General features: G+C 63.3%; 20 protein-coding genes. 14 read left to right on the plus strand and 6 right to left on the minus strand.

All coding sequences use genetic code 11. The annotated features are described in order from the left end of the window. Window positions 1–18: 18 nt before the first annotated feature. Complete coding sequence (locus tag MNBBLIKP_RS15110) at window positions 19–1,080, minus strand: 4-oxalomesaconate tautomerase (protein WP_254913077.1); 1,062 nt, start codon at window positions 1,078–1,080, stop codon at window positions 19–21. Window positions 1,081–1,185: 105 nt separating this feature from the next. Next, a complete protein-coding gene (gene ligK, locus MNBBLIKP_RS15115; protein WP_088311098.1) occupies window positions 1,186–1,860 on the minus strand; it encodes a 4-carboxy-4-hydroxy-2-oxoadipate aldolase/oxaloacetate decarboxylase in 675 nt (224 codons plus the stop codon). Between the two features lie 105 nt (window positions 1,861–1,965). Here ligK and MNBBLIKP_RS15120 point away from each other — a divergent pair, with 105 nt between their 5' ends. The 10 genes from MNBBLIKP_RS15120 to MNBBLIKP_RS15165 all read left to right on the plus strand — a co-directional run bounded on the left by MNBBLIKP_RS15120 (window position 1,966) and on the right by MNBBLIKP_RS15165 (window position 13,436). Continuing rightward, the gene (locus MNBBLIKP_RS15120) at window positions 1,966–3,111 is read left to right on the plus strand and encodes a LysR family transcriptional regulator (RefSeq protein WP_088311099.1); all 1,146 of its coding nucleotides are present in this window, start codon (window positions 1,966–1,968) and stop codon (window positions 3,109–3,111) included. A 98-nt stretch (window positions 3,112–3,209) separates the two neighbouring features. Further along, the gene (locus MNBBLIKP_RS15125) at window positions 3,210–4,082 is read left to right on the plus strand and encodes a DUF1932 domain-containing protein (RefSeq protein WP_088311100.1); all 873 of its coding nucleotides are present in this window, start codon (window positions 3,210–3,212) and stop codon (window positions 4,080–4,082) included. 7 nt (window positions 4,083–4,089) lie between these two features. Next, window positions 4,090–5,115, plus strand: coding sequence for an amidohydrolase family protein (locus MNBBLIKP_RS15130; RefSeq protein WP_088311101.1), 1,026 nt, complete (start codon window positions 4,090–4,092; stop codon window positions 5,113–5,115). Then, a complete protein-coding gene (gene ligA / locus MNBBLIKP_RS15135; RefSeq protein ID WP_088311102.1) occupies window positions 5,112–5,516 on the plus strand; it encodes a protocatechuate 4,5-dioxygenase subunit alpha in 405 nt (134 codons plus the stop codon). The genes MNBBLIKP_RS15130 and ligA overlap by 4 nt, the downstream gene beginning before the upstream one ends. A 1-nt stretch (window position 5,517) precedes the next feature. After that, window positions 5,518–6,360 (plus strand): class III extradiol dioxygenase subunit beta, encoded by an 843-nt coding sequence (locus MNBBLIKP_RS15140; RefSeq protein WP_088311103.1) that lies wholly within the window; start codon window positions 5,518–5,520, stop codon window positions 6,358–6,360. An 8-nt stretch (window positions 6,361–6,368) separates the two neighbouring features. Further along, window positions 6,369–7,316 carry a Gfo/Idh/MocA family oxidoreductase gene (locus MNBBLIKP_RS15145; RefSeq protein ID WP_088311194.1) on the plus strand — a complete coding sequence of 316 codons (948 nt, stop codon included), beginning with the start codon at window positions 6,369–6,371 and terminating at the stop codon, window positions 7,314–7,316. A gap of 58 nt (window positions 7,317–7,374) precedes the next feature. Beyond that, window positions 7,375–8,310, plus strand: coding sequence for an aldo/keto reductase (locus MNBBLIKP_RS15150; RefSeq protein ID WP_441339285.1), 936 nt, complete (start codon window positions 7,375–7,377; stop codon window positions 8,308–8,310). A gap of 122 nt (window positions 8,311–8,432) precedes the next feature. Next, window positions 8,433–10,934, plus strand: a complete 2,502-nt coding sequence (locus tag MNBBLIKP_RS15155) for a TonB-dependent receptor (protein WP_088311105.1) — start codon at window positions 8,433–8,435, stop codon at window positions 10,932–10,934. 100 nt (window positions 10,935–11,034) lie between these two features. After that, entirely contained in the window at window positions 11,035–12,516 is a 1,482-nt protein-coding gene (locus MNBBLIKP_RS15160) for a carotenoid oxygenase family protein (RefSeq protein ID WP_088311195.1), read from the plus strand. Then, the gene (locus MNBBLIKP_RS15165; RefSeq protein WP_088311106.1) at window positions 12,513–13,436 is read left to right on the plus strand and encodes an NAD(P)H-binding protein; all 924 of its coding nucleotides are present in this window, start codon (window positions 12,513–12,515) and stop codon (window positions 13,434–13,436) included. The genes MNBBLIKP_RS15160 and MNBBLIKP_RS15165 overlap by 4 nt, the downstream gene beginning before the upstream one ends. On the opposite strand, the gene MNBBLIKP_RS15170 is transcribed toward MNBBLIKP_RS15165, so the two are convergent. Then, a complete protein-coding gene (locus tag MNBBLIKP_RS15170) occupies window positions 13,433–13,846 on the minus strand; it encodes a MarR family winged helix-turn-helix transcriptional regulator (RefSeq protein WP_088311107.1) in 414 nt (137 codons plus the stop codon). The genes MNBBLIKP_RS15165 and MNBBLIKP_RS15170 overlap by 4 nt on opposite strands. 206 nt (window positions 13,847–14,052) lie before the next feature. Between MNBBLIKP_RS15170 and MNBBLIKP_RS15175 the strand changes: the two genes are divergently transcribed. Both MNBBLIKP_RS15175 and MNBBLIKP_RS15180 read left to right on the plus strand, forming a co-directional pair. Beyond that, window positions 14,053–14,898: a p-hydroxycinnamoyl CoA hydratase/lyase gene (locus MNBBLIKP_RS15175; RefSeq protein WP_088311108.1), complete on the plus strand. Its 846-nt coding sequence runs from the start codon at window positions 14,053–14,055 to the stop codon at window positions 14,896–14,898. 133 nt (window positions 14,899–15,031) lie between these two features. Next, complete coding sequence (locus tag MNBBLIKP_RS15180; protein ID WP_088311109.1) at window positions 15,032–15,826, plus strand: CmcJ/NvfI family oxidoreductase; 795 nt, start codon at window positions 15,032–15,034, stop codon at window positions 15,824–15,826. A gap of 110 nt (window positions 15,827–15,936) precedes the next feature. Here the strand turns inward: MNBBLIKP_RS15180 and MNBBLIKP_RS15185 are convergent, their stop codons facing one another. Together MNBBLIKP_RS15185 and MNBBLIKP_RS15190 are read right to left on the minus strand one after the other, a co-directional pair. Beyond that, a complete protein-coding gene (locus tag MNBBLIKP_RS15185; RefSeq protein WP_088311110.1) occupies window positions 15,937–16,809 on the minus strand; it encodes a dienelactone hydrolase family protein in 873 nt (290 codons plus the stop codon). 127 nt (window positions 16,810–16,936) lie between these two features. After that, window positions 16,937–17,854: an SDR family oxidoreductase gene (locus MNBBLIKP_RS15190; protein ID WP_088311111.1), complete on the minus strand. Its 918-nt coding sequence runs from the start codon at window positions 17,852–17,854 to the stop codon at window positions 16,937–16,939. Window positions 17,855–17,923: 69 nt separating this feature from the next. Between MNBBLIKP_RS15190 and MNBBLIKP_RS15195 the strand changes: the two genes are divergently transcribed. Continuing rightward, window positions 17,924–18,643, plus strand: a complete 720-nt coding sequence (locus MNBBLIKP_RS15195) for a nuclear transport factor 2 family protein (RefSeq protein WP_088311112.1) — start codon at window positions 17,924–17,926, stop codon at window positions 18,641–18,643. Window positions 18,644–18,661: 18 nt separating this feature from the next. On the opposite strand, the gene MNBBLIKP_RS15200 is transcribed toward MNBBLIKP_RS15195, so the two are convergent. After that, complete coding sequence (locus MNBBLIKP_RS15200) at window positions 18,662–19,156, minus strand: MarR family winged helix-turn-helix transcriptional regulator (protein ID WP_088311113.1); 495 nt, start codon at window positions 19,154–19,156, stop codon at window positions 18,662–18,664. A gap of 204 nt (window positions 19,157–19,360) precedes the next feature. On the opposite strand from MNBBLIKP_RS15200, the gene MNBBLIKP_RS15205 reads away from it, so the two are divergent. Further along, window positions 19,361–21,688, plus strand: coding sequence for a TonB-dependent receptor (locus MNBBLIKP_RS15205; protein ID WP_088311114.1), 2,328 nt, complete (start codon window positions 19,361–19,363; stop codon window positions 21,686–21,688). The last annotated feature ends 34 nt before the right edge of the window (window positions 21,689–21,722 follow it).

The following is a 21,722-nucleotide window of genomic DNA, read 5'->3' on the forward strand; positions in this document are numbered from 1 at the left end:
CGCAAGGGGAGAGGGCTTTTAGCCAAAGATCACTCCATCCATCAGCTTGCGCGCAGTGCGCAGCAGGGCGGCGCTGGTGACGGCGCCGGTATCGTCAACTTCCAGCACGCAGCTCATCTCGCCGGTCGGATGCTCTACCGACAGGGTCTTGCGCGCGCCGGCGGGGATCTGTGCCACGGCATGGGCAGGGGAGCCTTCCAGCAGCGCCGCCGTGGCGACGCTGACTGCGGCCAGCACGCCGATCGTGGCGTGGGCGCGGTGGGGGATAAAACTGCGGGTGCAGATCGCGCCGCCACTGCGGGGCGGAGCGACCAGGAACATCTTCGGCACAGTCTTGTCCTTCACATCGCCCAGGTTCATCAGCGGCCCGGCGGCGAGCCGGATGCTTTCGATCCGGGCGCGCAGCGGCGCGAGGGCTTCGCTCTCCAGCTCCTCGCGACTTTCATAGCCGGTTGCGCCCAGCGCCTGCGCCTGCATCACGATACAGGGCATGCCGTTGTCGATCAGGGTGCATTCCACCCCTTCGATCACGTCCACCACTTTGCCGCTGGGCAGCAGCGCGCCGCAGCTTGATCCGGCAGTGTCGCGGAACAGGGTCGGGACCGGAGCGTGCGTGCCGGGCACACCGTCAATCGCGGCATTGCCAGCATAGGTCACCGCGCCGTCCGGCGTCTGCACGGTTGCCACGGCGACTTGCCCGGTGTTTTCCATGTAGATCGCGACTGGCGTTTCATCGCCGCTGACTGCGACCAGCCCGCGTTCGATCGCGAACGGGCCGACGCCTGCCAGGATATTGCCACAGTTCTGCGCATCGGTAACGATCGCCTGATCGACGAACACTTGCAGGAACAGGTAATCGACATCGATCCCCGGCCGCACTGACTTGCTGACCACCGCGACCTTGCTGGTCAGGGGATCGGCACCGCCCATCCCGTCGATCTGGCGGGGATCGGGGCTGCCCATCACCCGCAGCAGAAACGCATCGCGCGTGGCCGTGTCGGCAGGCAGATCGCCTTTCAGAAAATAGCCGCCCTTCGACGTCCCCCCGCGCATCCACATGCAGGGAATGCCCGTCCCCATCACACCAACCTCCGTTCGTGTCGAGCGAAGTCGAGACACCCGGCGCAGGGTGAGCGTGTCTCGACTACGCTCGACACGAACGGCTGCGGTGCGCTGTGGCTCGGCCTAGACATATTTCAGCCCCATCTCGGCCAGCTTCTCGCGCATCTTGTACATGTCGAGCCCGAGTTCACCGGCAGCGAGCCGGGCACGCTTGTCACCTTCATTGGCTTCGCGGGCCTGGGCGGCGGCGAGCACTTCTTCCGCCTTGGCGCGCGGAACCACGCAGACGCCGTCATCATCGGCGACGATCACGTCACCGGGCTGAACCGGCGCCCCCGCGCAGACCACCGGCACGTTGACGCTGCCCAGCGAGGCCTTGATCGTGCCTTGGGCGAACACCGCTTTCGACCAGACCGGGAACTGCATTTCGGTCAGGTCTTTCACGTCGCGGATCCCGGCGTTGATGATCAGCCCCCGGCACCCGCGCGCCTGGGCGCTGGTGGCGAGCAGATCGCCGAAATAGCCGTCCTCGCACGGGCTGGTCGGGGCGATCACCAGAATGTCGCCTTCCTTCAGCTGTTCAATCGCGACATGGACCATCCAGTTGTCACCCGGAGGGGCGCTGATCGTCACCGCGCTGCCCGCAATCCGCGCACCGGTGTAGATCGGGCGCATATAGCTGGCGAGCAGGCCGGTGCGGTCCTGCGCTTCGTGGACGGTGGCGACGCCGCATTGGGCCAGGCCGTCGATCACTGCCAGGGGCGCTCGTTCGATGTTTTGGACGACAATACCGCTCATTGCTCACTCCCGGAATTCTGCACAGCCGGTCATGCGCGCGGGGCCATCCAACCGATAATGCGAAGTTGGCGCTGGCCATAATTATTTGCTAATCGACTGGATGAGATGATCGATCGGCCGCCCAATATCCGGCATTATGCAGCGCTGGCGGCGACTGTCCGTCACGGCAGCCTCAGCCGGGCAGCGCGCGCGGTCAACCTGTCGCAGCCTGCGTTGACCCAGGCGATCACCGGGCTGGAAGCGAGCCTGGGGGTGACCCTGTTCCAGCGCGGGCCGCAAGGGATGACCCCGACTGAACCGGCATTGCTGCTGGCCCCCCGCGCCGAGGCGGCGATCCAGCATGTTGGCAGCCCGCGCGTGACGGGAACGCAGGTCCGCGCGTTCCTGTCAGTGGTGCGTGCGGGTTCCTATGCGGCGGCGGCGGAAGCGGCGGGGATCAGCCCGGCCTCGCTCCACCGCGCGGTGGCCGATCTATCGGTGGCCTTGGGGCAATTGCTGATCGACCGGCGCGGGCGCAGCCTGGCCCTGACCCCGGCGGGCGAACGCCGCGCGCGCGGGTTTGGTCTGGCCATGGCCGAACTGCGTGCAGGTTTGGCCGAAGTGGCCGAATGGCAGGGCAAGGCGGGCGGGCGGATCGCGGTAGGGGCCATGCCGCTGTCGCGCGCACGCTGGTTGCCCGAAACGATCGCGCGGTTCATTGCCGCCCATCCCGGCGTGGACGTAGTGGTTCACGAAGGCAGCCATGCGGAACTGGCCGGGCCGCTGCGCAATGGTGAAATCGACCTGATGCTGGGCGCGCTGCGCGAAGTGGCGATGGTTGACGATCTGGCGCAGGAGCCGGTGTTCGAGGATCGCCCTGCGCTGGTAATGCGCGCCGGGCATCCGCTGCTGGGCGCGCATGATGTGGCGGAGGCGATGTTTGCCTATCCGTGGTTCCTGCCGGGCCGCGAAACGCCGCTGCGGCGCTATTGGGAAAGCATGGTCCGCGCCATGGGGCGCGACGTGCCGCATGTTGCGGTGGAATGCGGATCGACCATGATGATCCGGCAGCTGCTGCTGTCCGGCGATGCCCTGACGCTGCTTTCGCCTGATCAGGTTTCGGTCGAATTGCAGGCCGGAGTGCTCGCCGCGCTGCCCACGCCCGTTCCGGTTGCGCGCACGATCGGCGTGACCACTCGTGAGGGTTGGCGACCGACCCAGACCCAGGCGGCATTTGTGGATCTGCTGCGCGAAGTGGGGCAATCCCTCTAATTTCTTCCCAGAACGGGGAGGAATGGATTCGCAAATCCTGATAGGTCCGGGCGTCATTCGATTAGCCGCTGCGGCCCCGCGCGCGCATGTCGGCGGCGATGCAGAGTGACCTTGCCCTGATCGGATTCGGTGAAGCCGGATCGACCTTTGCCGGTGCTGCCGGGTGGGGAGAACGCGCGCGCGGGTGGGATCTCCTGCCCGCGCGCCGCGCCGCCATGGCTCAACAGGGGTTGGCCAATTCAGCCAGTGCCGAAGCCGCTCTGGCCGGGGTGCCGGTGGTGCTGTCGCTGGTTACGGCGGATCAGGCCCTGCCAGCCGCTCAGCATTATGCCCCCTATCTGGCGCAGGGCGCGCTGTGGTGCGATGGCAATTCGGTCGCCCCCGATACCAAACGCGCGGCTGCGAAAGCGGTTGAGGCGGCGGGCGGGCGCTATGTCGATCTGGCGATATTGGCGCCGGTCAATCCGGCGAAGCTGGCCGTGCCCTTGCTGTTGGCGGGCGGCGCAGCAGCAGAGGCCGAGGGCAAGCTGCGCGCCTTGGGCTTCAGCAATCTGCGCGTGGTCGGTGATGAAGTGGGCCGGGCCAGCGCGATCAAGATGATCCGTTCAGTCATGGTCAAAGGGATCGAGGCGCTGAGCGACGAGATGATGGCCGCGGCCGAAGCGGCGGGCGTGGTGGACGAGGTGCTCGCCTCGCTCGACGCCAGCGAAAAGAGCCAGCCGTGGGCCACGCGCGCGGCCTACAATCTGGAGCGGATGCACACGCACGGCGCTCGGCGTGCGGCGGAAATGGAAGAAAGCGCCAAGACGCTGCTGTCGCTGGGAGTCCCCCCGGTGATGACGCGCGGCACGGTTTATCGGCAGAGACAAGCTGCCAAATTGACCCAACCCCCATTCGCGTCGAGCGAAGTCGAGACGCCGCGCGCTGGTGTCTCGACTTCGCTCGACACGAACGGGACGGGGGAGGAGTAATCTTACTGTGACCATGATCATCGATTGCCACGGCCACTACACCGTGCTGCCCAAGGCCCACGACGAGTGGCGTGAGGCACAGAAGGCGGCGTTCAAGGCGGGGACTGCATATCCGCCCTATCCCGAAATCTCGGATGACGAGATCCGCGAAACGATCGAGGCCAACCAGCTGCGCCTGATCAAGGAACGCGGCGCGGACATGACGATCTTTTCGCCCCGCGCCAGTGCGATGGCGCCGCATGTCGGCGATCAGAGTGTGGCGGTGAAGTGGGCGCAGGTCTGCAACGACCTGATCGGGCGCGTGGCCGGGCTCTATCCTGATGTCTTCGCCCCGGTCTGCATGTTGCCGCAAAGCCCCGAGGCCGACATGACCAGCTCGATCGCGGAGCTGAAGCGCTGCGTCGAGACGATGGGCTTCATCGGCTGCAACCTCAATCCCGATCCGGGCGGCGGTCACTTCAAGCATCCGCCGCTGACGGACCCTTACTGGTTCCCGTTCTACGAAACGATGTGCGAGCTGGACGTTCCGGCGATGATCCACGTTTCGGGCAGCTGCAACCCGGCGATGCACGCCACTGGTGCCTATTACATCGCCGCCGATACCATCGCCTTCATGCAGCTGCTGGAAGGGGACCTGTTCAGCAAGTTCCCCACATTGCGCTTCATCATCCCGCACGGCGGCGGCGCGGTGCCGTATCACTGGGGGCGCTATCGCGGCCTTGCAGACATGCTCAAGAAGCCGGACCTGCAAAGCCACCTGATGAACAACGTGTTCTTCGATACCTGCGTCTATCACCAGCCTGGGATCAACCTGCTGGCTGATGTGATCGAGAACAAGAACATCCTGTTCGGCAGCGAAATGGTTGGCGCGGTGCGCGGGATCGATCCCACGACCGGGTTCTATTTCGATGACACCAAGCGCTACGTTGATGCACTGGATATCAGCGACGCTGAACGCAGCGCGATTTTTGCAGGCAACGCCCGCCGGGTCTTCCCGCGGCTCGATGCCCAACTGAAGGAACGGGGCCTGTGAAGCAGAACATCCACGAATACCTCGCTGAATTTGACGATATCCCGGGCACCCGTGTCTATACCGCTGCCCGCGCCCGCAAAGGCTATTGGATCAACCAGTTCGCGATGAGCCTGATGAAGGCGGAGAACCGCGAACGGTTCAAGGCGGACGAGCAGGCCTATCTGAACGAGTGGAAGCTGTCGGGCGAGGCCAAGGACGCGCTGCTGGCGCGCGATTACAACCGCCTGCTCGATCTGGGCGGCAACGTCTATTACCTCGCCAAGCTGTTCAGCACCGATGGGCTGAGCTTTGCCGAGGCGGTCAGCACGATGACTGAATACACCTTCCCGGAATACCGCGAGATGATGAACAACGGCGGCCGCAGCCCGATTGGCAACCGCTCGATTAAGGGAGGCTACTGATATGGCCCGCATTACCGCCGGCGTCGCCTCCAGCCACGTGCCGCTGCTGGGTGTCGCGGTCGACCAGGGGAAGACCCAGGACGATTACTTCGGCCCGATCTTTGCCGGGTACGAATGGACCAAGGAATGGGAGCGCCAGCAAAAGCCCGATGTGGTGATCCTGGTCTATAACGATCACGCCAGCGCCTTTGACGCCAATATCATTCCGACTTTCGCGATCGGTTGCGGCGAGCATTACAAGAGCGCCGACGAAGGCTGGGGCCCGCGCCCTGTGCCTGACGTTGAGGGACACGCCGACCTCGCCTGGCATATCGCGCAAAGCCTGATCCTTGATGATTTCGACATGACCATCATCAACGAGATGGACGTCGATCACGGGCTGACTGTGCCGCTGTCGATGATGTTCGGCCAGCCCGACAAATGGCCGTGCAAGGTGGTGCCACTGGCGGTCAACGTGGTGACTTATCCGGTCCCCTCGGGCAACCGCTGCTGGGCGCTGGGTGAGGCAATTGCCCGCGCGGTGGAAAGCTTCCCCGAAGATCTCAACGTGCAGATCTGGGGCACCGGGGGCATGAGCCACCAGTTGCAGGGCCCGCGCGCCGGGCTGCTCAACCGCGAATGGGACAACAAGTTCCTCGACCTGCTGGAAGCGGACAACGACGATGTGCGGCATATCCCGCACATCGAATACCTGCGCGAAACCGGCAGCGAAGGGATCGAAATGGTGATGTGGCTGATCATGCGCGGCGCGCTGGGCAAAAAGGTCAAGCGCCTGCACCGCCATTACCACATCCCGTGCAGCAACACGGCCATCGGCCATATTGTTCTGGAGCCTGCTGAATGACCCAACCGATCCGTATTGCCCTGGCTGGTGCCGGCGCCTTTGGCGAAAAGCACCTCGACGGGCTGAAAAACATTCCGGGCGTCGAAATTACGTCGATCATCAGCCGCACCGGAGAACAGGCCGCTGCCGTTGCTGCCAGGTACGGCGCGAAGCACAGCTCGACCGAGCTGGAGGACGCACTGGCGCGCGACGATGTTGACGCGGTGATCCTGTGCACCCCCACCCAGATGCACGCCGCGCAGGCGATTGCCTGCATGGACGCAGGCAAGCACGTGCAGGTGGAAATCCCGCTGGCCGATAGCTGGGCCGATAGCGAAGCCGTGCTGGCCAAGAGCCGCGAGACGGGCCTGACCTGCATGGTCGGCCACACTCGCCGCTTCAATCCCAGCCACCAATACGTCCACAACCGGATCAAGGCGGGAGAGTTCAACGTCCAGCAGATGGACGTCCAGACTTATTTCTTCCGCCGCCGCAACATCAACGCCAAGGGCGAACCGCGCAGCTGGACCGACCACCTGCTGTGGCACCACGCCGCGCACACTGTCGATCTATTCGCCTATCAGGCGGGCAAGATTGTGCAGGCCAATGCCATCGAAGGCCCGATCCACCCCGAACTGGGCATCGCGATGGACATGTCGATCCAGCTGAAAAGCGAAAGCGGCGCGATCTGCACCCTGTCGCTGTCGTTCAACAACGACGGGCCGCTTGGCACTTTCTTCCGCTACATCGGCGACAGCGCGACGTACATCGCCCGCTACGATGATCTGGTGAACGGCAAGGAAGAACCGATCGACGTTTCCAAGGTGGACGTCAGCATGAACGGGATCGAACTGCAGGACCGCGAATTCATCGCTGCGATCCGCGAAGGGCGCGAACCCAATTCGTCGGTGGCCTCGGTCCTTGATTGCTATAGGGTGCTGGGCGAACTGGAACAGCAGCTGGAGGCGGCGCGGTAGGATGATTGGCAAGCGCAAATTGGGCGGCCGGGCGGTAAACCCGGTCGGGCTTGGGTGCATGACCCTGTCATGGGCCTATGGCACCCCGCCTGAACGCGCGGACAGCGCCCGGTTGCTGCATCAGGCGCTCGATCTGGGATACGACCATCTCGACACCGCCAATATCTATGGCCTGGGTCACAACGAAACGCTGATCGGCGAAGTGTTGAAAGAGCGGCGCGACGAGTTCTTTCTCGCCACCAAGATGGCGATCGTGGTCGATGGCCCCAACCGCGGGATCGATTGCTCGCCCGAAAGCATCCGCCGCTCGATCGATGAATCGCTGACCCGGCTGCAGACTGACCGGGTCGACCTCTACTACATGCACCGCTTCGATCCCAAGGTGCCAATCGCGGATTCGATGGGGGCCATGGCCGAATTGGTCCAGGCCGGGAAGATCGGCGGCGTCGGCGTGTCGGAATGGTCCGCCGCGCATATCCGCGAAGCCCACAGCCATCATCCGCTGACGGCGGTGCAGACCGAATATTCGCTGTGGACCCGCAACCCGGAAATCGCGGTGCTGGATACCTGCCGCGAACTTGGCATTGCGTTCGTGGCCTTTTCACCGGTCGGGCGCGGCGCGCTGGCCGGCGGGGTCCGCGATGTCGATGCCTTGCCGGAAAAGGACATTCGCCGGGGCATGCCGCGTTTCCAGGGTGACAATTGGCCCAAAAACCTGGCCCTGATTGATGCTTTCGCCGCGATTGCGGCACGCGAAGGACTGACCCCGGCGCAGCTCAGCCTGGCCTGGGTCCACGCCAGCGGGGATCATGTAGTGTCGATTCCCGGCACCACCGTGCCGGATCATCTGGCCGAGAACATCGCCCGCTGGGACTATGTGCTCTCTGCCGAACTCAAGGCCGAGCTTGAGGCGCTGATCAACCGCCACACGGTTTCCGGGCCGCGTTATGCCGCAATGATGCAGGGTACGATCGATACGGAGGAATTTGCCTGATCGGCTGGTCGGCCTAAAATCTCTGCACCACGCAAATTCACTCTTTTGAATTTTTCACATGGGTGATAAACTGTACGCAAGGCTTACTAATGGGCCGCGTTGGAGAGAGGGAGGATCAAGGCATGACCAAGCTTTGCACAAGGTTCGGCATCGGCGCCAGCACACTGGCAATGGCGCTTTCAGCAGCACCGGCATTCGCGCAGGAAGCCGATGCCAAGGACACTGCCGATACCGAAATCGTCGTGACCGCGCAGTTCCGCGAACAGAAGCTGCAGGACACCCCGATCGCGATCACCGCGGTCAATGCCGAAATGCTGGAACGCCGCGGCCAGACCGATATTACCCAGGTTGCCGCGCAGGCGCCCAACGTTACGCTGCGCCCGCAGCCGCAGAACGGTGGTTCGGGCCTGATCGCCTTTATTCGCGGCGTCGGCCAGACCGATTTCAACTATGCGCTCGATCCGGGCGTCGGCGTCTATATCGACGATGTCTACATCCCAACGCTGTCCAGCTCGCTGCTGGAACTGATGGACCTTGACCGCATCGAAATCCTGCGCGGGCCGCAAGGCACGCTGGCCGGCAAGAATTCGATCGGCGGTGCAATCAAGCTGTTCAGCACCAAGCCCAAGGGCGATAATTCGGGATCGCTTTCGGTCAGCTATGGCTCGTACAAGTCGCTCAACATTCGCGGCATGGCCGATCTGAAGCTTTCGGAAAATCTGGCCGTGCGCCTGTCAGGCATGGCCCGCAGCAATGACGGCTATGTCGGCATGCTCGATTACGGGCTGACCCACCCCACGTCGAACGTCCCGGCCAATCTGGCGCGCGGCAGCGGCAATGGCGATTATTCGACCATGGGCGGGCAGAACGTCACCGCAATCCGTGGCGCGCTGCGCTGGACTCCGACCAGCACAGTCGAAGTGAATATTTCGGGTGACTACACCCGCGAAAATTCCGAAGCGATCCCCACCGTGCTGATCGCAGCGGGCGCGGTGGCTCCGGCGGGAACCACGTTCAATCCGAACTCGGTGGCCAATTCGGCTTCGTTCACTGGCACGGGGCTGAACCCCTGGCTGGTCGGCAAGAACGGCGCGCAGGTCAACATGAGCTGCGCTTTCGTGCCGGCTGGCCCCTACAGCTGCGATACCGGCGGCAATCTGCTCGGCTGGGATCCGCGCTTTGTCAGCTATTCCAACTTCCTGGATAACACGCGGCCGACCGCCCAGGCACCGTACAAGCCCTATTACGCCATGCCGGTGACCAAGTTCAACGGCTGGGGCGTGCATGGCAGCCTGAAGTTCGATCTCAGCGACAGTGTGAACCTGCTCTATATCGGGTCTTACCGGGCCTATGAATCGAAATTCGGACAGGATCAGGATGCCACTCCGATCCCGATCGCGCAGCTCGACAACCAGCTTAACCACCATGCCTGGAGCTCGGAACTGCGGCTCAACTTCAAGGCTGGTGACGGGCTGGTCGAAGGCACCGTCGGCGGGTTCTACCTCAAGCAAAAGGGCACCTACACCGCCCGCGTCGATCTGAACTATGTGACCCCGGTGATCGACTTCATCCATGGTCCCGATACCACGCCCAGCAGCACCAAGGCGCTGTTCGCCACCGCCACGTTCCACCCGACCGAGGCGATGAGCATCACCGGCGGCGTACGCTATACCAAGGACCAGAAGGACTACACCTATTTCCGGTCCAACCCGGACGGGACGATTCCCAACGGGTTCAAATGTTTCGTCACGAATGGCGTGTTCTCTGAACCGAACTGCATCCTTGCCGGGATCTACAACGTCACCGGCACCTTCAAGGGCAACCGTTGGGATTGGCGCGGGGTGGTGGACTATCGCTTCAGCCGCGAATTCCTCGCCTATGCCTCGGTCTCGACCGGGTTCAAGGGCGGCGGCGTCAACCCCCGTCCGTTCGTTTCGGACCAGGCACTGTCGTTCAATCCGGAAACGCTGACCACTTACGAAGTGGGTTTCAAGGCCGATTTGCTTGACCGCCGGATTCGCCTGAACGGGGCGGGCTTCATCAACAAGTACAGCGACATCACGCTGGGCAAACAGGTGTGCCCGGAATCCTCGCTGCCCACACCGTGTCTGCGTCCGGCCAATATCGGTTCGGCTGACGTCAAGGGCTTCGAATTTGAAACCACGATCCGCCCGGTCGAAGGTTTCACGCTCGATGGCAGCTTCAGCTATCTTGATTTCAAGTACACCACCCCGTCAGCGGCTGGCCTGCTGGTCGGCACCGGGATCCCGGCGAACGGCATCACGCCCTATACGCCCAAGACGGCCTATTCGGTGGGCGCTCAGTATGATCATGAAATGACCTCGGGCACGGTCACGCTGCGTCTCGACGGGGCGTACCAGAGCGCGATCTACACTTCGTCGGAAAACACCGTGTGGTCGCGGATTCCGGGCCGGTTCATCAGCAACGGGCAACTGTCGTTCACTTCGGCCGACAAGGCCTGGAAAGCGACGCTGGAAGTGAAGAACCTGTTCGACAAGTACTATTACATGTCGGTCAGCGATGTCACCACGGCGCTGGGCGCGGTTACCGGTGTGCCCGGCCTGCCGCGCACCTGGCAGGTTTCGCTGAAGCGCACTTTCTGATCGCGGTTTGACCCGCAGCCAAAAAAAGAGGGGCGTCGCCGGTCTGGCGGCGCCCTTTTTTTCGTGCTAGAGAACCGTAACAATAGTTAGGATGAGGATCATGGGCAGCTTTCCGCAGACCCCCTATTTCACCGGGCTCAACGAACCGGTCGGGCAGGAAGTTCGCCTGACCGGGCTGCCGGTGCAGGGCACGATCCCGCCGGAAGTGCGCGGCAGCTTCTACCGCGCGGTACCCGATCCCGCGTTCCCGCCGAAATTCGCGGACGATCACACGCTGTCGGGCGACGGCATGGTCAGCCGCCTTTCGTTCAATGCCGATGGCAGCGTCGATTTCGCGATCAAATTCGTCGAAACCGCGCGGCACAAGGCGGAAACGGAACTGGGCCGGGCGCGGTTTGGCAAATACCGCAATCCGTTTACTGACGATCCCGAGATGGCGGGCGTGGACCGCACCGTCGCCAATACCACCCCGGTGTGGCACGCGGGCAAGCTGTTGATGGCCAAGGAAGATGGCCGCCCCTACCGCGTTGATCCGCTGACGCTGGAAACGCTGGGCAGCTATGATTTCGGCGGCGCGCTCAAAAGCGAGACGATGACTGCGCATGTGCGGATCGATGCCGCTACGGGTGAACTGTTCTTCTATGGCTATGAAGCCGACGGGCAGGCCAGCACGAAGGTGGCCTATTGCGTGGTTGGCGCAGACGGCACGCTCAGCAGCGAGCAGTGGTTTGATGCGCCGTACTGCGCGATGATGCACGATTTCGCCATCAGCCAGAACTATGCGCTGTTCCCGATCTATCCGACCACCAGCGACCTTGACCGGCTCAAGGCCGGGGGGGAGCACTGGCATCACCAGCCCGAGCTTGACAGCTGGCTGGGGGTGATGCCGCGCTATGGCAATGTCAGCGAGATCAAGTGGTTCAAGGGTCCCAAGGGCGTCCACTCGTACCATATGATGAACGCGTGGGAGGATGCAGACGGCCTGCTTCACTTCGACGCGTGCCTTAACAGCACCAACGCTTTCGCTTTCATCCGCGAACCTTCGGGGATCTTCCTGCAACCCTGGGAAATCAAGGGTGCGCTGACGCGCTGGACAGTCGATCCGCGGGGGCCCGCTGGAGAGGTCAAGGAAAGCGAGATCGGCCCGCCGGGCGATTTCCCGGTGATCCCGGCGGCGAAACAAGGTCAGCCTTATGACCTCGGCTGGATGCTGACGATGAACCCGGACCTGCAGGGGCCGCCACTGTTTGCCGGGCCAGTGGGGGTCAGCTTCAACATGCTGGCGCGGCTGGACGGGATGCAAAGCGCTGCGCCGCAAGTAACCCAGGCGCTGCCGCTGCCGCCAATGGGGGGATACAATGAACCGGTCCACGTCCCCTCGGCCACGCCGGGTCATGCTGGCTGGCTGGTTATGATTGTCGATCAACAGACCGGTGACAACCAGTTCCACCATGAATGCTGGATCGTGGATAGCGGCAACCTTGGCGCTGGCCCGGTCGCGCGGATCACCATCCCGACCCGGCTGCGCCCGCAAGTCCACGGCTGGTGGGTGCCGCAGGCCCAGCTGGACGTCCTGGCATGAGCAAGATCGCAATCACCGGTGCCTCCGGCCAATATGGGCGGATCGTTACCCAGGCGCTGGTCGATCAGGGCCGCGCCGCCGATCTGATTCTGATGAGCCGCAGCCCGGCCAAGCTGGCCGACATGGCCGCGCAGGGCTGTGAAGTGCGCTATGGCGATTATGACCAGCCTGCCAGCATGGTCCAAGCCATGGCCGGGGCGCAGCGATTGCTGCTGATTTCCGGCACCCGCGTTGGCGCGCGGGTGGCACAGCATCAGGCGGCGGTCGATGCGGCCGGGGCGGCGGGGCTCGGCCACGTGGTCTATACCAGCTTCATCGGCATCGACGATCCCGCCAATCCTGCCGAAGTGCGCCACGATCATATCGAAACCGAACGCCTGATCCGCGCCTCTGGCCGGCAATTCACTTTTCTGCGCGACGCCCATTATGCCGATGCGATGATTCTGATGGCCGGGCCCGGGGTGATGGCCAGTGGCCAGTGGATCAGCAATGCCGGGCAAGGGCGCGAGGCGATGGTCTGGCGCGAGGACTGCGCGCTGTGTGCCGTCGCGGTTCTGGCGGGCGAGGGCCATGCCGGACAGACCTATGACATTACCGGCCCGGAACTGCAGACCTTTGCCGAGGTTACGGCGCTGATGGCCGCAGCAACCGGCGTGCCGCTGGAATACGTGGCGGTGGATGACGACGCGCAATATGCGATGTTCGACGCGATGGGCATCCCGCGCCGCCCGGTCGACGATCAATATGTCTCTGGCATTCCGTGGAACAGCGACGACATGGTCACCTTTGGCCAGGCGATCCGCGAGGGGTTCCTTGAGCTATGCTCAGGCGATGTGCAGCGCCTGCTCGGTCGCCCGCCGCGTTCGGTGCGGCAGATGATCGAAGACAATGCGGAAACGCTGCGCGCGGCGGCGCTCTAATCCCGCCACAGCGCGTCGAGCGCGGGTTTGAGGTGGTCGCGGTGCGCTGGCGGAACCTTGGCGACCAGCCAGTGTTCGAACAGTTCGATCACCTGACGCGCCTCGGTCAGTTTGGCTTCACCTGTTTCGGTCAGGTGCAGCGAGTGCGACTTGCCGTCGAGCGGACGGCGGGTGATCAGGCCCGCATCGGTCAGGCGCGCCAGCAAGGGCACCATGTTGGCGCGCTGGATATCGAGCATGCGGCCAAGCTGGCTGGCGGTCAGCGTTTTATTCGCCCCGATCAGCAGCAGCGCCGAAACATCGGCATAGCGCAGCCCCAGCGGTTCGAGCCGCCGCGAAAACTCCGCCATCATCGCCGAGGCAGCGCGGCGCAAGGCATAACCGGGAAGATCGAGCAGCGGGTCTTTCATGTCTCTCCAATCCTCCCCCCTTGGGGGAGGTGCCGAGTGCAACGAGGCGGAGGGGGACTGGCGCGCTGCACGCCCTCTCCGTCAGCCCTGCGGGCTGCCACCTCCCCCAAGGGGGGAGGATCGATGGTTGTTAGCAATGGCTATTGTGCATAGCAATTCGTTTTGTTATATCTCATAACAACATTGCCAAGCCAACGAGGATTGCCATGAGCCAGACCGACCGCGCCGAAGAGGATACCGTTGCCTTCACCGTTGAAGACGGGATCGCCTGGGTCAAGTTCAACCGCCCGGAAAAGCGCAATTGCATGAGCCCCAAGCTCAACCGCCAGATGGGCCGCGTGATCGCCGATCTGGAATTTCGCGATGACGTGAAAGTGCTGGTGCTGACCGGCGAGGGTGAGGCCTGGTCGGCGGGCATGGACCTCAAGGAATACTTCCGCGAAACCGAGGAGCAGGGTCTTGGCATGATCCGCAAGAGCCAGCGCGAAGCCTATTCGTGGTGGGAACGCCTGCGCTGGTATGAAAAGCCGACCATCGCCATGGTCAACGGCTGGTGCTTTGGCGGCGGCTATGGCCCGCTGTTCGCCTGCGATATCGCGATCGCGGCAGACGATGCGCAGTTCGGCCTGTCCGAAATCAACTGGGGCATCCTGCCCGGCGGCGGCGCGAGCAAGGTCGTTGCCGATCTGATGCCGCTGCGCAAGGCACTGTACCACGCGATGATGGGTGAAAACCTGACCGGCAAGCAGGCCGAAGCGCAAGGTCTGGTGACCGAGGCAGTCCCGGCTGACCAGCTTCATGCCCGCGTGCTCGAAATTGCCAATGCGCTGAAGGCCAAGGACAGCCACGCCCTGCGCGCGACCAAGTGGGCAGTGCGGCGGATGACCGAAATGACCTATGACAACGCCGAGGACTATCTGATCCGCGCGCAGGAAGCCCTGCACAACTTTGGCGGCGTCGAGGCCCGGCATGAGGCGACACGCCAGTTCCTGGATGAAAAGAGCTTCAAGCCGGGGCTGGGCACGTTCGATACCAGCAAGATCAAGCGTTGATCCCTTCTTCGTCATTGCGAGGAGCATAGCGACGAAGCAATCCAGTGCGGCGCTAACCCCCCTGGATCGCTTCGCTCCGCTCGCAATGACGAATGGATGGGGCTAATGCTCGGCCTGGATTGCGGAGGTAACAATGCGCGAGGCCCTGATCGCCTATGTCGAGCGGGATGGCACCCGCCCCTATTACTACGCCAACGCGCACGAAAAAGACTGTGTGCCCGTAGCGCTGCATCCCATGCCGGTGCACGATGCCCGCCAGATCGATGCCCACATCGACCGCGAGGGGTTCCAGCTGGTCCGCCACACCAGCGCGATCACTGACTGGACCGATCGTAACGCGCTGGCCGCAATTCACCGCGCCGAAGTTGCCGCGCTGATCAAGGATGTGATCGGCGCGGATGAGGTTCAGGTCACTGCCCCTGGCATCCTGCGCTTCAGCGAAAAGAGCGGCAAGGCTGGCAGCACCGATAATTCGCACCCGGCGCGCTTTGCCCATGTCGACATAAACGATGTCACCGCCGCGCAGTTTGCCCAGCGCGGGGCGGGCGGGCGAAAGTTCACCCGTTGCGCCGCCTATAACCTGTGGCGCGCGCTCAGCCCGGCGCCGCAGGATGTGCCGCTGGCGCTGTGTGACGCACGCAGCGTTGCCGATGCGGACCTGATCGTGGCTCAGGCGATTTTCGATCCGGTTGATGGTTCGCCCGAATGGTCATTTGAAAGCTGGGTCGCGGCGCACAATCCGGCGCATCGCTGGTATTTCTATCCCGACCTGCGGATCGACGAAGCAGTGCTGTTCAAGACCAATGACAGCGATCCGGCCCGCGCGCACTGCATCCCGCACGTCGCTTTCGACGATCCGCTGGCCCCGGCGGATGCGCCGCCGCGCGTCAGCATCGAAATGCGCGCAACGGCGTACTGGTGGGCCTGAATTCCTCCTCCGAGCTGGGAGGAATAGAGCCAATTCCCCGCTCCAGACACTCGTCACCCTGAAACACGTTCAGGGTGACGGAGTTCTGGTTCGGGCGGGCGATCCCCGGCCTACAGCCCCTTGTACAGCGCCAGCAACCGGCCCCAGGCACGGTCCGCTTCGGCCTTGTCATAGATCGGCGCGTCAAGCGTGCACCAGCCGTGATCGGCGTTATAGACTTCCACTTCGGCCGGGCGCCCTGCGGCCTTGGCGGCGTCGCGGAAGGCGTCCTTGTCTGCCGGGGCGCGGGCATCATCGTTGCGCGCGATTGCGATCAGATAGCTGGCCTGGGTTTTGGCCAGCAGCCGGTGCGGGCTGCCGGGCTGATCGGTAACGAGACCCCCACCGTGGAACGATGCCGCCGCCTTGATCCGGCTGGGCACAGCATAGGCCGCGCGCACGGTGTAGGGGCCGCCCATGCAATAGCCCTGGGTGCCGATTCCGCGCTTGCGGTCCACCGCCTTTTGCGCATCGAGGAAATTGACACAGGCCCAGGCGTCCTTGACCGTGCCTTCGGGCGTGATCGCGGCGATCATCGGCTTTAATTTCGCCTGCCCATCGGGGGTGCGCCATTCGGCGATCGAATTCATGATCGGAGCCGGGCTGGAACGATAATAATGGTTGAGCACCAGCACGGCATAACCTTCACCCGCCAGCCGCCGCGCCATTTCCTTGTAGGCATCGCGCAGCCCGGCGATATCGGGCCACAGGATCACGCCGGGGTGCTTGCCTTTGGCCGGGTGAACGAAAAAGCCATCGGCCATGCCATCATCGGTCTTGAAGCTTACCGTGGCTTCCTTCAGCGCAGCCTTGCCTTTGGCGAATGCGCCGGTGCTTCCGGCAGCCAGCAGGGCCGCGGTGCCGATCGCGGCAAATTCGCGGCGGTTGAGCCCCTTGGCGGCGAGGGCGGCTTCTTCCTGTTCGGCGGTAAAATCATTACACATGGCGCACTCCTGTTCTCCCCCAGCCGGGGAGGATAGCGCCGGAAGCGGCTACGTCCACCATTCCTGACCCTACCTCCGCTCGACACGAATGGAGGTGGTTTTAGGACTGATCCGTCAGTGGTTCCGCTCAGGTCAGATCGCTGATCGAAATCGCTTTGCCCGCCAGCGCCGCATGATTGGCCGCGCGGCGCAGGCGTTCCACTTCCAGCCGTTCAGGCGGAGCAATATCGTCCGGCAGCGCGGCCAGGCTGTCATCATAGATCGCCTTGAAGTCCTCGGCGAATTCGGGGTGGGTAAAGATCAGACCCCGGTCTGCGCTCATCCCGGCGACGATCCTGGTCCCGGCTTCCAGCGGGTCCATCCCGGCCTGAAACGCGGTGCCGAACTGTTCCAGCTCGGCCTTGTTGATCGCGCCAAACCCGCTCTCTGCAAATTCCGCCGGGCGGCGAAAGGCGCTGTCCCAGGCGTTGGTGCGGATCAGCGCCGGGCAGACGAGCGAGCAACCGATCCCCAAGGGCACCAGATTGTAGCGCAGCGATTCGGTCAGCCCCCGCACCGCGAACTTGCTGGCGGTATAGATCCCGGCCTGCGGGCCTGACAGGTAAGCCGCCATAGAGGCGATGTTGACCACGTGGCGCCGCCCGCTCGCGGCTTTCAGCTTGGGCAGGAAGGCGACAATCCCGTTTGCCACCCCGCCAAAGTTGACCCCCATGATCCAGTCGAAATCGGCATGGCTGGCCTCTGCCGTGTCACCGAACACGCTGACCCCGGCGTTGTTGCACAGCACGTGGACTGCGCCGAAATGCGCCTCTACCTGATCGGCGGCCTGGGCCCAGCCGGCGCGGTCCAGCACGTCCAGCTTGACCCACAGCGGCTCTTCACGCCCCTGCTCGGCAAACCAGCGCGCAGCTGCGGCGCGATAGTCCTCATTGCGGTAGGACAGGGCAAGCCGCATCCCGGCACTGCTGAAGGCTTGCGCGATCCCCAGCCCCAGCCCGGATACGCCGCCGCTGATAAAGGCCACCCGGCCCTGCCATTCGCTCATTGCCAAATTTCCTCTCGCCAAATCGTTCACGATTGTTAGCATTACATACAAATCAATGGGAGAGTCGAAATGTCCGATGTCGAATTGCGCCTCGCGGCCCTCGAAGCGCGGATCGATGAGCTGGAGGATCTGAACGCGATCCGCCGCCTGCAGAACGCCTATGGCTATTACATCGACTATAACCGACCCGAGGAAGTGACCGGGCTGTTCAGCCAGGACGGCGCGGTGGTGTTCCTGTCAGGCGAGTATCGTGGCCATGCCGGAATCATGCGGCTGTACGGCACCTGGTTCCAGAACCTGTTCACGGGCGGACGGCGCGGGCCGGTAAAGGGCCTGCTGCTCGATCACTTCCAGTTTCAGGACGTGATCACGATCGCGCCCGACCGCCAGACTGCCAAGGGCCGGTTCCGCGGCGTGCTGGCGGGCGGCTGGCACGATGCGATCCGCGATGCGCTGCCCGAAGGGATGCCGCAGCAGTTCTGGGAGGCCGGGATATATGAAAACGACTATGTCCGCGAGGACGGGGTGTGGAAGATCCGGCGGCTTAACTACATGATGCAGTGGCAGGCCGATTACGAAACCGGCTGGGCTCACACGATCGCGCATTTGCAGCCTGCGGCGCAGTGCTATCCCGAAAACCCGATCGGTCCCGACGTGATCCTGGAGGAAAGCGAATGGCGCCCGACCTGGCCCGAACGGCAGGAAGTGAGCATGAGTTTTGCGCATCCCGTACTGGGGGCGGAATTTGTGATCGAGCATTTCCGCAAGCTGCAGGGCAAGTGGCCCTGATCTGACGCGGGACGGCGATCAGCCCAGTTTCACGCCTTCGTGGTGGGCACGGATCCAGTCGGTCATGTTGGCAATGACCTTGTCGGACAGCCCGGCAAGATCGCGCAGTTGGCGGGGAGACAGGCCAGCCAGCAAGTCGCGCGCCACCTGCTGTGCAGCGGGCAGGCTGTGCGCATAGGCCGCTTCGCCCGCCGCGCTCAGCCGCACGGGCTTGCGGCGGCGGTTGTCACGATCCTGCGCGTCCTCGATCCAGCCCTTGTCGCGCAAGGTGGCCAGCGCGCGGCTGACGTTCATGGCGGGGACGCCCATGATCTCCACCAGATCATGCCCGGCCAGCGCGCCTTCACCGGCCAGCGCCATCATCACTTTGAGTTCGATCTGGCTGATCCCGCTGGGGTCACAGACCCCCTCTTTCATCGGCGCGTTGATGAAGCTGCCCAGCTTGAGCAGGCGAACCAGCAGGTCGAACTGATCGTCCTGAGTGGCGGCTAAGGGGGTGGCTGGTGCGTCCATGGCCGAGCCGTATCCTCTCCCGCGCGTCCGCGCGCAAGGGGCGAAACGCTGGCCTTTGGCCCGGCAAGCTAACAATCGTGACCTTTTTGCATCACTCACGCGAAATGTGTGGTGGACGCAAGCAGGGCTTGCCTTTGCAAATATTGTATGTCTTACTCACTAAATCGAGGTGGCCCCCAGAGGCCAGCACAAGGAGAGGGAAATATGGCCAAGCATTCCGGCATGACAGCATTTTGGCGCGCGGGCCTTGCGCTCGGCGCGTCGTCGCTGGCGATGGGCATTGCTGCACCTGCCATGGCGCAGGATCAGGCGAACGATGATGAAAGCGCAGGCCGCGAAATCGTCGTTACCGCGCAGTTCCGCGAACAGAAGCTGCAGGACACTCCCCTGTCGATCACCGCGGTTGATGCCGGGCTGCTCGAATCGCGCAACCAGACCGATCTGTCGCAGATCGCGCGGCAGGCTCCCAACGTAACGCTCAACGCAATGGGCGGTGCTTATGGCTCCTCGCTCGGTGCCTCGATCCGCGGCGTCGGACAGTTTGACTTTAACCCGGCCTATGAACCGGGCGTCGGCATGTATGTCGATGACGTCTATTACGCCACGCTGACCGGCGGGATTTTCGACCTGCTCGATCTTGAGCGCGTCGAAGTGCTGCGCGGGCCGCAGGGCACCAACACCGGCCGCAACGCGATCGGCGGCGCGATCAAGCTGTTCTCCAAGAAGCCGACCGATGGAAATTCGGGCACGGTGCAAGGCACCTATGGCAGCCGCAATCGCACCGAACTGCGGGCGAGCGCGAATTTCACGCTGGCCGAAGGGCTCTATGGCCGCGTCTCGGGCGTCTACAAGCGCCAGGACGGCTATGTTGACCAGATCGACTATGGCTGCGCCAAGCCCGGCAATGCCGAAGGGGTCGCCCCGCTGCCCAGCACCGGCAGCAAGGGCTGCGTGATGTCCAAGCTGGGCGAAGTGGACTATTCGGGGATCCGCGGTTCGCTGCGGTTCAACCCGAGCGACACGTTCGATTACACTGTGACCGCCGACTACACCTATGAAAACCGCAGCAATGCGGCCGAAGTGGTGACCAGTTCGACCAAGGCAGCCACGGTCAACGCGCTGTGCGGCAAGTTCTGCACCTATGCCAGCTTCTATCTGCCGGCCGGCGGCCAGGTGGGCCAGGGCTATTTCATGCCCAACACCACCGAGTTCAAGGGCTGGGGCGTGTCGGGCAACGGCAAGATCACCATGTCGGACAGCCTTAACCTGCAACTGATCACGGCCTATCGCAGCTATCGCCAGATCTGGGGCACGGACGACGATTTCTCGCCGTTCGCGGGCCTGGGTGCGGGCGGTTACAACGATCTGGACTTCTGGTTCTTCAGCCAGGAACTGCGCCTCAACGGCAAGGTCGGCGACATGGTCGACTGGACGCTCGGCGGGTTCTATTCGAAGCAGCAGTCGACCTACTTCACCCGCCAGGACATCCGCTACATCGCGCCCGGCCTGAACTTCCAGTTCATGGGCAACGATCCGGTCCGCGCCAATTCCAAGGCGGTGTTCGGTTCGGTCTTCGTCAAGCCGACGGAAGCCCTGACGCTGACTGGCGGCCTGCGCTATACCGACGAGCACAAGGATTACACTTTCGTCCGCAAGAACTATGACGGCACGAAGTCGATCTTCCTTGGCGCGCTTGATGGTGTGGTCGCCACCTATGATGGCGACAAGATCGACTGGCGTCTGTCGGCCGACTACCGCTTCTCGCCGCAGGTACTGGCCTATGTCACGGCCGGCACCGGGTTCAAGGGCGGCGGCGTGACCGCACGTCCGTTTGACGCCGCGCAGGCGCTGAACGGTTCGTTCGGTCCGGAAACGGTCACTGCCTATGAAGCCGGGATCAAGACCGACCTGTTTGACCGCAAGCTGCGGATCAACCTGTCGGCCTTCATCAACGATTACAAGGCGATCCAGCTGCCGCTGATCTCGTGCGCTTCGCTCGGTTCGCTGGCTCCTTGCGGTGCCCGCCAGAATGCGGGTGACGGGAAGATCAAGGGCTTCGAAATCGAAATGATGGCGAGCCCGGTTGAAGGTCTGGATATCGATGCCTCGCTCAGCCACCTGACCGGTAACTGGTCGACGATCGACGCCCGCGTCGGCAATGCGATCCTGATCACCGATCCGATCGTATCGCCCAACTGGAAGTACAGCTTCGGCATCCAGTACAAGGCCGATATGGGCGATGCGGGTTCGATCACGCCGCGCTTTGACCTGGCCTATACCGGCAAGAACAGCGCGGGCCGCGTGGTTGCTGGTGGTCCGATCGATTTCTACCCGGCCTACACGCTCGGCAACGCGCGCCTGACCTGGAAGAACAAGGGTGAAGACCTGTCGATCAGCCTTGAGGTCCAGAACCTGTTCGACAAGTACTACACCCCGTTCCGCTTCGCCGCGGTGCAGGCCTTCTCGGGCACGATCTATTCGCAGGTCGGTCGTCCGCGTGAATGGGCGGTTACGCTCAAGAAGGAATTCTGATCGATATTCTGACCGGCAGCATGGCTGCCAGCCA

The sequence above is a fragment of the Novosphingobium sp. B 225 genome (genome assembly GCF_002198665.1).
In the GTDB taxonomy this organism is placed as follows: domain Bacteria; phylum Pseudomonadota; class Alphaproteobacteria; order Sphingomonadales; family Sphingomonadaceae; genus Novosphingobium.